Origin of the sequence: Microbacterium sp. UCD-TDU, from assembly GCF_000340625.1 — a bacterium.
In the GTDB taxonomy this organism is placed as follows: Bacteria; Actinomycetota; Actinomycetes; order Actinomycetales; family Microbacteriaceae; genus Microbacterium; species Microbacterium maritypicum.
Map to the genome: position 1 here is coordinate 299,890 of NZ_KB454446.1, position 13,465 is coordinate 313,354.

Annotated in this window: 12 protein-coding genes; 7 read left to right on the top strand and 5 right to left on the bottom strand. The window is 67.3% G+C overall.

Features of this window, described 5'->3' with window-relative positions; genetic code table 11:
- Window positions 1–27 precede the first annotated feature (27 nt).
- Genes nrdF through nrdH form a run of 4 tightly spaced genes read right to left on the bottom strand, consistent with a single transcriptional unit; the run spans window position 28 to window position 3,873 of the window.
- On the bottom strand, window positions 28–1,005 hold the full coding sequence (gene nrdF, locus D514_RS24165) for a class 1b ribonucleoside-diphosphate reductase subunit beta (protein WP_017828866.1): 978 nt from the start codon (window positions 1,003–1,005) through the stop codon (window positions 28–30).
- 52 nt (window positions 1,006–1,057) lie between these two features.
- Complete coding sequence (gene nrdE / locus D514_RS24170; protein ID WP_017828867.1) at window positions 1,058–3,202, bottom strand: class 1b ribonucleoside-diphosphate reductase subunit alpha; 2,145 nt, start codon at window positions 3,200–3,202, stop codon at window positions 1,058–1,060.
- Entirely contained in the window at window positions 3,199–3,633 is a 435-nt protein-coding gene (gene nrdI / locus D514_RS24175) for a class Ib ribonucleoside-diphosphate reductase assembly flavoprotein NrdI (RefSeq protein WP_017828868.1), read from the bottom strand. Before nrdI ends, nrdE begins: the two co-directional genes overlap by 4 nt.
- A gap of 6 nt (window positions 3,634–3,639) precedes the next feature.
- Window positions 3,640–3,873: a glutaredoxin-like protein NrdH gene (gene nrdH / locus D514_RS24180; protein WP_017828869.1), complete on the bottom strand. Its 234-nt coding sequence runs from the start codon at window positions 3,871–3,873 to the stop codon at window positions 3,640–3,642.
- 392 nt (window positions 3,874–4,265) lie between these two features.
- On the opposite strand from nrdH, the gene D514_RS24185 reads away from it, so the two are divergent.
- From D514_RS24185 to D514_RS24210, 6 genes are all read left to right on the top strand, one after another.
- A complete protein-coding gene (locus D514_RS24185) occupies window positions 4,266–5,474 on the top strand; it encodes an MFS transporter (RefSeq protein ID WP_031205529.1) in 1,209 nt (402 codons plus the stop codon).
- Window positions 5,471–6,388 carry a sugar kinase gene (locus D514_RS24190; protein ID WP_017828871.1) on the top strand — a complete coding sequence of 306 codons (918 nt, stop codon included), beginning with the start codon at window positions 5,471–5,473 and terminating at the stop codon, window positions 6,386–6,388. Before D514_RS24185 ends, D514_RS24190 begins: the two co-directional genes overlap by 4 nt.
- 55 nt (window positions 6,389–6,443) lie before the next feature.
- Window positions 6,444–7,202: an alpha/beta fold hydrolase gene (locus D514_RS24195; RefSeq protein WP_017828872.1), complete on the top strand. Its 759-nt coding sequence runs from the start codon at window positions 6,444–6,446 to the stop codon at window positions 7,200–7,202.
- Entirely contained in the window at window positions 7,199–8,359 is a 1,161-nt protein-coding gene (locus tag D514_RS24200; protein WP_017828873.1) for an acyl-CoA dehydrogenase family protein, read from the top strand. Before D514_RS24195 ends, D514_RS24200 begins: the two co-directional genes overlap by 4 nt.
- Window positions 8,360–8,443: 84 nt before the next feature.
- Window positions 8,444–8,911 (top strand): Lrp/AsnC family transcriptional regulator, encoded by a 468-nt coding sequence (locus D514_RS24205; protein ID WP_017828874.1) that lies wholly within the window; start codon window positions 8,444–8,446, stop codon window positions 8,909–8,911.
- Entirely contained in the window at window positions 8,908–10,302 is a 1,395-nt protein-coding gene (locus D514_RS24210) for an aspartate aminotransferase family protein (protein WP_017828875.1), read from the top strand. Before D514_RS24205 ends, D514_RS24210 begins: the two co-directional genes overlap by 4 nt.
- Before the next feature lie 23 nt (window positions 10,303–10,325).
- Here the strand turns inward: D514_RS24210 and D514_RS24215 are convergent, their stop codons facing one another.
- Window positions 10,326–11,867 (bottom strand): PucR family transcriptional regulator, encoded by a 1,542-nt coding sequence (locus tag D514_RS24215; protein WP_081603890.1) that lies wholly within the window; start codon window positions 11,865–11,867, stop codon window positions 10,326–10,328.
- A 102-nt stretch (window positions 11,868–11,969) separates the two neighbouring features.
- On the opposite strand from D514_RS24215, the gene D514_RS24220 reads away from it, so the two are divergent.
- Entirely contained in the window at window positions 11,970–13,454 is a 1,485-nt protein-coding gene (locus D514_RS24220) for a CoA-acylating methylmalonate-semialdehyde dehydrogenase (protein WP_017828877.1), read from the top strand.
- The last annotated feature ends 11 nt before the right edge of the window (window positions 13,455–13,465 follow it).

A 13,465-nucleotide genomic window follows, 5' to 3' on the forward strand; every position in this document is an offset into this window, starting at 1 on the left:
AGCGAATCCGGTGCTGACGCGACGGACTCAGAAGTCCCAGTCGTCGTCTTCCGTGGCCTCGGCCTTGCCGATCACGTACGACGAGCCCGACCCCGAGAAGAAGTCGTGGTTCTCGTCGGCGTTCGGCGAGAGCGCCGACAGGATGGCCGGGTTTACGTTCGTGACGCTGGAGGGGAACATCGCCTCGTAGCCCAGGTTCATGAGGGCCTTGTTGGCGTTGTAGTGCAGGAACTTCTTCACGTCTTCGGTCAGACCGACGCCGTCGTAGAGGTCCTGCGTGTACTGCACCTCGTTGTCGTAGAGCTCGTACATGAGCGAGAACGTGTAGTCCTTGAGCTCATCGCGGCGCTCCTGGGTCTCGTTCTCGAGGCCCTTCTGGAACTTGTAGCCGATGTAGTAGCCGTGCACGGCCTCGTCACGGATGATGAGGCGGATCAGGTCGGCCGTGTTCGTCAGCTTCGCCTTCGAGGACCAGTAGATCGGCAGGTAGAAGCCCGAGTAGAACAGGAAGGACTCCAGCAGGGTGGAGGCCACCTTGCGCTTGAGCGGGTCGTCGCCCTGGTAGTAGTCCATGATGATCTGAGCCTTCTTCTGAAGGTTCGGGTTCTCGGTGGACCAGCGGAACGCCTCGTCGATCTCCTTCGTCGACGCGAGCGTCGAGAAGATCGAGGAGTAGCTCTTCGCGTGCACCGACTCCATGAACGCGATGTTCGTGTAGACGGCCTCTTCGTGAGGCGTGATCGCGTCGGGGATCAGCGACACCGCACCCACGGTGCCCTGGATCGTGTCGAGCAGCGTGAGACCGGTGAACACCCGCATGGTGAGCAGCTGCTCGTCGGGGGTGAGCGTGTTCCACGACTGCACGTCGTTCGACAGCGGCACCTTCTCGGGCAGCCAGAAGTTGTTCACCAGACGGTTCCAGACCTCGAGGTCTTTGTCGTCCTGGATGCGGTTCCAGTTGATCGCCTGCACGCTGGAGACCAGCTTGAGTCTTTCGGGAGTCATTTTCTTCGTCGTTTCTCGGGATTCAGAGCGTCGTTCTCAGGTCAACAGCAGGTCAGAGCATGCACGAGACGCACTCGGCCATGTCGGTGCCCTCGAGCGCCAGCTGACGCAGGCGGATGTAGTAGATCGTCTTGATGCCCTTGCGCCATGCGTAGATCTGCGCCTTGTTGATGTCACGCGTGGTGGCGGTGTCCTTGAAGAACAGCGTCAGCGACAGGCCCTGATCGACGTGCTGCGTGGCCGCGGCGTACGTGTCGATGACCTTCTCGTAGCCGATCTCGTACGCGTCCTGGTAGTACTCCAGGTTGTCGTTCGTCATGAACGCCGCCGGGTAGTAGACGCGACCGAGCTTGCCTTCCTTGCGGATCTCGATCTTCGACGCGATCGGGTGGATCGACGACGTCGAGTTGTTGATGTACGAGATCGAACCGGTCGGCGGCACGGCCTGCAGGTTCTGGTTGTAGATGCCGTGCTTCTGGATCGACGCCTTCAGCTCAGCCCAGTCGTCCTGCGTCGGGATGTGCTTGCCGGCGAAGAGCTCCTTGACCTTCTCGGTCGCGGGGACCCAGGCCTGGTCGATGTACTTGTCGAAGAACTCGCCCGATGCGTAGGTCGAGTCCTCGAACCCGTCGAACGTGGTGCCGCGCTCGATGGCGAGGTTGTTCGAGGCACGCAGCGCGTGGAACAGCACCGTGTAGAAGTAGATGTTCGTGAAGTCGATGCCCTCTTCGGAGCCGTAGTACACGTGCTCGCGAGCGAGGTAGCCGTGCAGGTTCATCTGGCCGAGGCCGATCGCGTGAGAGCGGTCGTTGCCGTCCTCGATCGAGCGCACCGAGCCGATGTGGCTCTGGTCGCTCACCGCGGTGAGGGCGCGGATCGCCGTCTCGACGGTCTGTCCGAGGTCGTCGGCGTCCATCGACAGCGCGATGTTCATCGAGCCGAGGTTGCAGGAGATGTCCTTGCCGATGTTGTCGTACGACAGGTCGGCGTTGTACGTGGTCGGCGTGTTCACCTGCAGGATCTCGCTGCAGAGGTTGGACATGTTGATCCGACCCTTGATCGGGTTGGCCTTGTTCACCGTGTCTTCGAACATGACGTACGGGTAGCCGGACTCGAACTGGATCTCGGCGACGGTCTGGAAGAACTCGCGCGCGTTGATCTTGGTCTTCTTGATGCGCGGGTCGTCGACCATCTCGCGGTACTTCTCGGTGACCGAGATATCGCCGAACGGAACGCCGTAGACCTTCTCGACGTCGTACGGCGAGAACAGGTACATGTCCTCGTCGTTCTTGGCGAGCTCGAACGTGATGTCCGGAACCACGACGCCCAGGGACAGCGTCTTGATGCGGATCTTCTCGTCGGCGTTCTCGCGCTTGGTGTCGAGGAAGCGCATGATGTCGGGGTGGTGGGCGTTGAGGTACACCGCGCCGGCGCCCTGACGCGCACCGAGCTGGTTGGCGTAGCTGAAGCTGTCTTCGAGGAGCTTCATCACCGGGATGATGCCCGAGGACTGGTTCTCGATCTGCTTGATCGGCGCACCCGACTCACGGATATTCGACAGCAGCAGGGCGACGCCGCCGCCGCGCTTGGAGAGCTGCAGGGCGGAGTTGATGCCGCGGGCGATCGACTCCATGTTGTCTTCGATGCGCAGCAGGAAGCAGCTGACGAGCTCGCCGCGCTGCGCCTTGCCGGCGTTGAGGAAGGTCGGGGTGGCCGGCTGGAAGCGGCCGGAGATGATCTCCTCGACGAGGGCGACGGCGAGCTTCTCATCGCCGTCCGCCAGTCCGAGGGCGGTCATGACGACGCGGTCCTCGAAGCGCTCGAGGTAGCGCTTGCCGTCGAACGTCTTGAGCGTGTAGCTCGTGTAGTACTTGAACGCGCCGAGGAAGGTCTCGAAGCGGAACTTCTTGCCGTAGGCGAGGTCGTTGAGCTTCTGGATGAACTCCATCGAGTACTTCTCGATGACGGCGCCCTCGTAGTACTCCTTCTCCACGAGGTAGTCCAGGCGCTCCTTGAGCGAGTGGAAGAACACCGTGTTCTGGTTCACGTGCTGCAGGAAGTACTCCCGCGCGGCGCGCTTGTCGGCGTCGAACTGGATCTTGCCGTTCGCGTCGTACAGGTTGAGCATCGCGTTGAGGGCGTGATAGTCGAGACCCTCGTAGGAGGGGTTCGCCTTGAATGCCGCTGTCTCGGTCACTGAAGCTGCCACCGTCGTTCCAATCCGTCGCTCACGCGATCCACATCGTCTTGTGTGCCGAAGATCTCGAGCCGATACAAGTGAGGCACGTTGCACTTGCGGCTGATGATGTCGCCGGCGAGGCAGAACGCCTCGCCGAAGTTGGTGTTGCCCGCGGAGATCACGCCGCGGATGTGGCGCCGGTTGCGCTCGTCGTTGAGAAACCGGATCACCTGTTTCGGAACGGCGCCCTTCTCGACGCCGCGCCCTGCTCCCCCGCCGTAGGTGGGGGTGACCAGCACGAAGGGCTCGTCGATGACGAGGTCTTCTTCGTTCCGGTGGAGGGGGATGCGTCGGGACGGGAGCCCGAGCTTCTCGATGAACCGCGCGGTGTTACCCGAGACGCTCGAGAAGTAGATCAGGAGCGGCGCTGCGGTCGCGACGGCGCTCATGGGGCGTCACGCCAGACGGGAGGCGAGCTCGTCGATCTTGTCGGGACGGAAGCCCGACCAGTGACCCTCGTCGGTGACGACGACGGGTGCCTGCATGTAGCCGAGCGCCTTGACCTGCTCGAGCGCCGTCGGGTCTTCCGACAGGTCGAGGATCTCGTACTCGATGCCCTTGGCATCCAGGGCACGGTAGGTGGCGTTGCACTGAACGCAGGAAGGCTTTGTGTAGACCGTGATCGACATCTTTTTCGTAACCCCTCAAATCTCTGGCCTGCTTCTCATCAGGCTGTTTCCCGGTAGACCCCCTGCCGGGACTTCAATACTACATATGGGGACCGACATTGGGGGCGACCACAAGGGGTAGTAGTTACATCCGTGTAGTTATCCACCGTTCTCTACAGATACAACACAGGTTCTCCACCGTTTCTTCCACAGGCAGAGACCCCGTACGGGGACACTCGAACCGCAGGAAATCGCGGCTGGGAAGCCCCTGTGAGAGATCCATCCACAGGGGCGACCATACGAGGGGCTTCGGACATTCCGAGACCTGTGGAAACTGCCTCTCGGCGTGTCGTCGGCGTGTCGCATCCGTACCCGCTTCGACGGCCCCCGCCGGGTGCCGGTACCGTTGTCTGGTGGCGGGATATCGGGATCTTCTTCGCACGCCGGGAGTGGCGCGCATGATCGCTGCTCAGCTGACGGCGCGCTTCCCCAACGGGATGATGTCGCTGGCGATCCTGCTGCATGTCGAACAGCAGACGGGGTCGTACGGATCTGCCGGTCTGGTGCTCGCCGCGACCAGTGTGGGGCAGGCGATCGCCGGCCCCATCACCAGCCGGTGGATGGGCGTGTGGGGCATGCGTCGCGTGATCACCCTCACCCTGTCGGTGTGCGTCGTGGCGGTGCTGTGCCTCGCTCTGCTCCCGCTCGAAGTACCGGGGTACATGGCGCTCGGGATGCTCGCCGGCCTCTCCACTCCCCCGGTCCAGGCCGCGGTCCGCACGATCTACCCCAAGCTCGTGAACTCGTCGAACCTCACTCCGCTGTTCTCCCTCGACGCCTCGCTGCAGGAGATCATCTGGGTGCTGGCCCCCGTCGTGATCACGCTCGTCTCCACACAGATCGGCACCGCGGAGGGACTGCTGCTGGTGGCGATCATCCTCGTCGGCGGCGGAGCGTGGTTCATCCTCTCCCCCGAGGTCGGGCGCGTGCGCATCCCGCGCAGTCGCAACGCTCTCGGCAAGGTCGTGCTCAAGCCGCCCGTGCTGCTGGCGACCGTGATCGGCTTCCTCCTGATCGGGGCCTGTGCGGCCGTGGAGGTCGGCGTGGTCGCGACATTCGAGCACGGAAGCCTCGCCGCCGGTCTCGTGCTCGCCGTGTTCTCTGCCGGAAGCCTCGCCGGCGGTCTGGCGTTCGGACACATCCCCATCGGGCCGTGGGCCATGGCGCGCCGGCTGCTGATCGTGACGATCGGGCTCGGCCTGACGATGGTCATGCTCAATGTCTTCTGGCTGGGTGGCACCCTGATCCTCGCCGGCATCGGCATCGCCCCCGCTCTCGCCGTGCTCTTCGCCATCACCTCGGCCAGCGTGAAGTTCAGCGAGACCGCTGAGGCGTTCGGATGGGCGGGCACCGGTCAGCTCATCGGCGCCGCGGCAGGATCCGCCGTCGCCGGCTTCCTCGTCGACGTCGGCGACTGGCGCGGTGCGTACCTCGCCGCCACGATCTTCGCCGCGGTCGGACTCCTCGTCGCTGTCGTCTTCGTCCGCTCCTTCCCCGACCTGCGTCACCGCGACGCGAGCCCGCATCCCGACACCGAACCCCTGGCGGTCACCCCCTCATGAGCTCCTCCTCCTCGACCTCTGCCCCCGAGATCGTCTGCATCGGCGAGACCATGGCGCTGATCACCCCGACGGACGACCGGCTGGCCGACGCCGCAGCGGCGACGATCGGTCTCGCCGGCGCGGAGTCCAACGTGGCTGCCGGCGCAGCCTCCACCGGGCACCGCGTCGCCTGGGCATCGCGTCTGGGCGCTGACCCCCTCGGCGACCGCGTCGCCACCGAGCTCGAGCACCGAGGCGTGGAGCTGTGGATCGACCGCGATGCCACCGCGCCGACCGGAGTCATGTTCAAGGATCCGGGAGCGGAGTCGTCCTCCGTCTACTACTACCGCCAGGGATCGGCCGCCTCCCGCATGGAGCCGGGCTTCCTCACGACCGCGCAGCTCCAGGGCGTGCGGATCGTGCACACCACCGGGATCACCCCCGCGCTCTCCGCGTCGTGTCGTGCGATGGTCGATCGGCTCTTCATCGACGCACGCGCGGCCGGCGCTCTCGTGTCGTTCGATGTGAACGACCGTCGTCCGCTGTGGAGCACGCAGGAGGCGGCCGAGACCCTCGCCCGCCTGGCGGACGCCGCGGACATCACCTTCGTCGGCCGCGACGAGGCCGAACGCATCTGGGGCACGGCGGCTCCGGCCGAGATCCGTGCGTTCCTCCCGAACTGCGCGCTGCTGGTCGTCAAGGACGGCGACGTCGGCGCCACCGCCTTCGACGGCGAGGCCGAACCGGTGTTCGTCCCCGCCCCCGTGGTCGACGTCGTCGAACCGGTCGGCGCAGGCGACGCGTTCGCCTCCGGATTCCTGGCGGCCACCCTCGACGGAGCCGACCTCGCCGCACGCCTGTCCGCCGGCCACGCGGCCGCCGAGCGCGTGCTGACGATCGCCGCCGACCTTCCGCCGCTGGTGTCGCTCAGCTGAACGCCGCGGGCTCCCCGCCAGGACGCCCCCGCTCCCCCGGTCGTAGGCTGGTGCCATGCCCGCACCGCTCACTCTGCCCCGTATCTCGTGGGGCTCCCCGTCGGCATCCCGGCGAGCGCTTCTGGTTCACGGCCTCGGGTCGTCCGGCGCTCTGATGTGGCGTCTCGGCGACGCTCTCGCCGATGCGGGATGGCAGGCGACAGCCGTGGATCTGCGAGGTCACGGCGAAGCGCCGCGCTCCCTGGACTACTCGGTCGCCGCATACGGTGCCGACCTCGCCGTCACGCTCCCCGAAGGCGGCGGCGCCTGGGACGCGGTCATCGGCCACTCGCTCGGCGGCGCCGCCAGCACGGTCGCCGCAGCATCCGCCGCGGAATGGACGCGGCGTCTCGTGCTCATCGATCCGGCGATCCACGTGGACGGACGCGATGCGGCGATCGTCCGCCGCAGCCAGGAGCGCGCATTCGCCGACACCCGGCTCGAGGTCGTGCAGCAGGAGCATCCGCACTGGCATCCGCAGGATCAGGAGCTCAAGGTCGACGCCGTCCTGCGCGCGAGCGCCTGGGCCGTGGAGCAGACCAGCGTCCAGAACCAGCCGTGGGACGTGCGCGCCGAGGCCGCGCGGCTGCGCGTGCCTACGCACGTGATCGGCGCCGACCCCGCCGTCTACAGCATCTTCACGGGTGCTCTCGCCGACGAGGTCCTCGCCGCGAACCCCTTGATCTCCCTGTCGATCGTCGAGGGCGCAGGACACTCCCTGCACCGCGATCGCCCGGAGGAATCCGTCCGTCAGCTTCTGGAGGCACTGGCATGAGCACGTTCGATCCCGCGGAGTTCCTCCCCGACGACCTTCTCGAGCGCATCCGCGAGCGCGCTCCGATCCATGACCGCGAGAACACCTTCCCCGCGCAGGACCTCGACGAGCTGCGGGCCGCGGGATACCTGTCGATCCTGGTGCCGACCGCGCGCGGGGGCGCCGGACTCGGACTCGCCGAAGCCGCGATCCTGCAGCAGCGTCTCGCGGGTGCCGCACCGGCGACCGCCCTGGCCGTCAACATGCACCTCGTGTGGACGGGCGTCGCCAAGGTCTTCTCCGACCGCGGCGTGCCCGGACTGGAGTTCGTGCAGGACGGGGCGGTCGCGGGCGAGGTCTTCGCGTTCGGCATCAGCGAGGGCGGCAACGACCTGGTGCTGTTCGGCAGCGACACCGCAGCCGTGCCCGATGGCGACGGCGGGTACGCCTTCACCGGCACCAAGATCTTCACCTCCCTCGCCCCGGTGTGGACGCGACTGGGCCTGCACGGGCTCGACACCACGAGCCCCGACGCGCCCCAGCTCGTGTTCGCTTTCATCGAGCGGACGGATGCGGTCACCACCTCCGACGACTGGGACACCCTCGGCATGCGCGGCACGCAGAGCCGCACCACGCGGCTGAACGGCGCCGTCGCCGATGCCGCGCACGTGGTGCGCCGCATCGACCCGGGCCCCAGCCCCGATCCCATCGTGTTCGGCATCTTCTCGGTCTTCGAGATCCTGCTCGCGTCCGTCTACACGGGCATCGCCCGCCGAGCACTGGAACTCGCCGTCACGACGGCGCAGAAGCGGCACTCGAAGAAGACGGGTCTCGCCTACAGCCAGGATCCCGACATCCGCTGGCGCATCGCCGACATGGCGATCGCCTACGACGCACTGCCGCCGCAGATCGCCGCGCTCGCACGCGATGTGGACGACCGTGTCGATCACGGCGCGCGGTGGTTCCCGCAGCTCTCCGGCGTCAAGCACCGCGCGATCACGATGGCCAAGCATGTCGTCGACGAGGCGATGCTCGTCGCCGGCGGCGGGTCGTACTTCTCCGCCAACGAGCTCTCCCGCCTCTACCGCGACGTGCTGGCCGGGGCGTTCCACCCCTCCGACCCCGAATCCGCGCACTCCACCGCGGCGAGTGCGTGGTTGGGACCTCTCGAAAGCTGATTTTTCCTGCCGATTCCGCTGGACGAATGACCATATTCTGCGAAATCGGTTGCCGAGAGCATCCTTGAGTGCGAGGATCGCACCATGAGTCCGGCGAAGAAGCACCCTTCCCTCGATGCGGTCTCGAAGACGATCGTCGAGCTGCTCCAAGAGGACGGCCGTCGTTCCTACTCCGAGATCGGCCGCACCGTAGGGATGAGCGAGGCGGCCGTGCGCCAGAGGGTGCAGCGGCTGACCGAGTCCGGTGTCATGCAGATCGTCGCCGTCACCGACCCGATGCAGCTGGGCTTCCATCGCCAGGCCATGATCGGCGTCCGCGTCTCCGGCGATGCCCGTCGCGTCGCCGAGGCCATCGCCGCGATCGACGCCGTGGACTACGTCGTCATCACGGTCGGCTCCTTCGATGTCCTCGCCGAGGTGGTCTGCGAGGACGATGACGACCTGCTCGCACTGATCAACGACGTCATCCGCCCGATCGAGGGCGTCCTCTCCACCGAAACCTTCATATACGCCAAGCTGCAGAAGCAGCTCTACAACTGGGGGACCAGATGAGCATCGCACGCACCATCCCGTCGGAATCCGAGCTGCAGAGGATGGCGAAGGATCATCTCTGGATGCACTTCACCCGGCAGTCCACGATGGCCGAATCTGGCGTGCCCATCATCGTCAAGGGCGAGGGTCATCGGATCTGGGATGCCAAGGGCAAGGAGTACTTCGACGGCCTCGCCGGACTCTTCGTCGTGAACGCCGGCCACGGTCGGCGCCGGTTGGCCGAGGCCGCGGCGGCACAGGCGTCCGAGCTGGCGTTCTTCCCGCTGTGGTCGTATGCGCACCCGGCGGCGATCGAGCTGGCCGACCGTCTCGCGGACGAGGCCCCCGGCGACCTGAACAAGGTCTTCTTCTCCACCGGTGGCGGCGAGGCGGTCGAGACCGCGTTCAAGCTCGCCAAGCACTACTGGAAGCTGCAGGGAAAGCCCGCAAAGCACAAGGTCATCTCGCGCGCGGTGGCGTACCACGGCACCCCGCAGGGCGCTCTGGCGATCACCGGCATCCCGGCGATGAAGTCGATGTTCGAACCGGTCACCCCCGGCGGTTTCCGCGTGCCGAACACCAACTTCTACCGCGCGGCCGAGATGGGCGGGCCCGCCGATGACCTCGAGGCGTTCGGCCGGTGGGCGGCCGACCGCATCGAGGAGATGATCCTCTTCGAAGGGGCCGACACCGTGGCCGCGGTCTTCCTCGAGCCCGTGCAGAACTCCGGCGGATGCTTCCCGCCCCCTCCCGGCTACTTCGCCCGCGTGCGCGAGATCTGCGACCGCCACGACGTGCTGCTCGTCTCGGACGAGGTCATCTGCGCCTTCGGCCGTCTCGGACACACGTTCGCGTGCACGGGTCTGGGTTACGTGCCCGACATGATCACGTGCGCCAAGGGCATGACGAGCGGCTACTCCCCCATCGGGGCGACGATCGTCAGCGACCGCATCTACGAGCCCTTCTCCAAGGGCGACATGTCCTTCCCGCACGGCTACACCTTCGGTGGACACCCGGTCTCGGCCGCGGTCGCGCTGGAGAACCTCGCGATCTTCGACGAGGAGGGGTTGAACGCGCACGTGCGTGAGAACTCCCCGCTGTTCCGCTCCGAGCTCGAGAAGCTCCTCGATCTGCCGCTGGTCGGCGACGTGCGCGGCGACGGATACTTCTTCGGTATCGAGCTCGTGAAGGACAAGGCGACCAAGGAGACCTTCGACGACGCCGAGTCGGAGCGGCTGCTACGCGGCTTCCTCTCCCCCGCACTGTTCGAAGCCGGTCTGTACTGCCGTGCGGATGACCGCGGCGACCCCGTGATCCAGCTCGCGCCGCCGCTCACCGTCGGGCCTTCGGAGTTCCGCGAGATCGAGCAGATCCTGCGGGATGTGCTCACGCGCGCGCAGTCGGTGCTCTGACCCTCGCGGACACGGCACGAAGGTCACACCACCGGCGCCGCGCTCCGCTTCGCCAGCAGCGCGAGGTGGAGCGCGGCGAGGGTCTCCCCGTCGTCGAGGTCGACATCGAGCAGGTCGCCGATCAACGTGAGGCGCTGATAGAAGACGGAGCGTGAGAGGTGGCTCGCGGCGGCGGCTGCCGAGCGGTTGCCGGGGTGTGCCACCAGCGCCGCCAGCACCTCGAGCAGGTCGCCACGGCGCTCGCGGTCGTGCGTCACCAGCGGCGCCAGCATCCGCTCGCTGTGTGCGAGTAGGCGATGATCGTCGCGCAACGAGGCGACGAAACGCTCGAGCGGACGGTCGTCCACACGCCGCACACGCGGACCGCCATCCGAACGATCGCTGGCCGCCAGATCGCGCGCGGCCCGCAGCGAGGCGAGCAGACCCAGCACGTCGTCCGCAGGGGGTCCGACGAAGACCGTGCGGTCAGGACCGACGAGGCTCGCGACGAGCGCATCCGACAGCGGAACGGATGCCGGCAGCGACAGCAGTGCGACATCGTCGTCACCCACCCGCGCCGCGACCACCGCGACCCCGGCCTGCGCCGCACGGTAGGCGAGGTGCACCGCAGGTTCCGTGCCACGTGCCACGATGCCATGGCACGGCCGCCCGGCAAGCATGAAGCCGCTGGTCGCGAGGCGAGCCTCGATGTCATCCGGACTCGCGAAGCGCGCGCCGAGCAGGTCGTCGATGAGGCCGCGCTGCGCGAGCAGCGACCACTCGGAATCACCGCCGTCGGCGAGGCATCCGAAGGCGAGGGCCGTGGCCCCCTGCTCGAGCACGGTGAGCCGGCCGGCCGGATGCGCGGGTCCGGGGAGCGCGAGCAGGGTCCCCCACCGCACGCCGCGCGCCTGCACGGGCACGCGGTCGGCGGAGCGCAGCTTTCCCAGCGCCTCCGCGACCGGCATCCGCAGGGTCTCGTGTGCGATCACCTCGCGCGCCAGGTTCTCCAGCACGACGGGTGCACCGAGCGCCCGCGCCGTCTCGGCGACGACGACGTCGGCCGGGGCTCCCCGCAGGCTCAGCGCCGTGAAGAGTTCGTGCAGGTGTTGGCGTTCGCGCAGCGCCATGGTCTGCGCGGCGATCAGGGCGCGGTGCACGGTCTCGGTGACGGCGACGAACTTGACCTCGCTGGTCAGTGCGATCAGCGCGAGCCCGTGCTCCGCGCACACCTCGACGACGGCATCCGGGATGCGCGCCTGGCCGGACCCGAGCTCGACCACGATGCCCGCGACCCCGGCCTGGTGCAGCCCGAGGGCGAATGCACGCAGCTCCGCCGCAGCGGCCGGCCAGCCGGCCCCGGTGCTGAGCAGCAGCTCCCCGCCGTCCAGCAGACGGGCGACACCGGCGCTGTCGGACACATGCACCCAGCGCACGGCGGCGTCGAGAGAACGGCCGCCGACGATCACCTCGGGAGCCCCGGCCTGCAGCACCGGCTCGGCGAGGACGTCAGCGACGGTGAGGAGCGCGTCATCTCTCGTCGGACGATCTGTCCGGATAGAGCGGAAGTCCTGACGTTCTGACATCACGATCATCTCCGTCCCTCTGTGATCATTGAGGAGCACAAGCCTATCGAACACCGGTCAGAGTGTTCGAGACCCGCATTCTTCAGCCCTCGGAGGAACATCGTGGACATCGTCCGTCACGTCATCAACGGCACGGAGACCGCCGAAGCGGCCCGCACCGGTCAGATCTTCGATCCTGCAACGGGTCAGGTGACAAAGCAGGTCGCCTTCGCATCGGCGGCCGAGGTGGAGACCGCGATCGCCGCGGCTGCGGCCGCCCTGCCGGGCTGGCGCGAGACGAGCCTGATCAAGCGCGCCGACGTGTTCTTCCGCCTGCGCCAGCTGTTGAAGGAGCGCACGCCCGAGCTGGCCGCGATCGTCACCTCCGAGCACGGCAAGGTGCTCTCGGATGCCGCCGGCGAGGTGTCGCGCGGCATCGAGAACGTCGAGTTCGCGGCCGGACTCGTGCACCTTCTCAAGGGCGAGCGCAGCGAGCAGGTCTCGCGCGGTGTCGACGTGCACTCGGTCAAGCAGCCGGTCGGCGTCGTCGCCGCGATCACCCCGTTCAACTTCCCCGTGATGGTGCCGCTGTGGATGGTGGCCTCGGCCATCGCCTGCGGCAACACGGTCGTGCTCAAGCCGAGCGAGAAGGACCCGTCCGCCGCGGTGTGGCTCGCGAAGCTCTTCACCGAGGCCGGTCTCCCCGACGGCGTGCTCAACGTCGTCCACGGCGACAAGGAGGCCGTGGACGCGATCCTCGACTCCCCCAGGGTCGACGCCGTCAGCTTCGTCGGCTCCACCCCGATCGCCCGCTCGATCTACCAGCGCGCCTCGTCCGCTGGCAAGCGCGTGCAGGCCCTCGGCGGCGCCAAGAACCACATGGTCGTCATGCCCGACGCCGACATCGACGCGGCCGCAGACGCCGCGGTCTCCGCCGCCTACGGCTCCGCCGGCGAGCGCTGCATGGCCGTCTCGGTGCTGGTCGCGGTCGGTGACATCGCCGACGACCTGGTCTCCGCCATCGCCTCGCGCATCGACGGGCTGAAGATCGGCGCCGGCACGGATGCCGAAAGCGAGATGGGTCCACTCATCACCCGCGAGCACCGCGACAAGGTCGCCTCCTACGTCACCGGCGCCGAAGCCGAGGGCGCGACGGTCGTCGTCGACGGCACGCAGAAGCAGTTCGACTCCGAGGGCTTCTTCCTCGGCGTCAGCCTGATCGACCAGGTCGCCCCCGGCATGAAGGTCTACGACGACGAGATCTTCGGCCCGGTGCTGTCGGTCGTGCGCGTCGAGACCTACGCTGAGGCGGTGGCCCTCGTGAACGCGAACGCCTACGGCAACGGCACCGCGATCTTCACGCGGGACGGCGGCACCGCCCGCCAGTACGAGTTCGACATCGAGGTCGGCATGGTCGGGGTCAACGTACCGATCCCGGTGCCGATCGGCGCCTACTCGTTCGGCGGCTGGAAGGAGTCGCTGTTCGGCGACTCGCACATCTACGGCCCCGAGTCGGTGCACTTCTACACGCGCTCCAAGGTCGTCACGACCCGCTGGCCCGACCACACCCCGTCGCAGATCGACCTCGGCTTCCCGAGCAACCACTGACAGGGGCGACC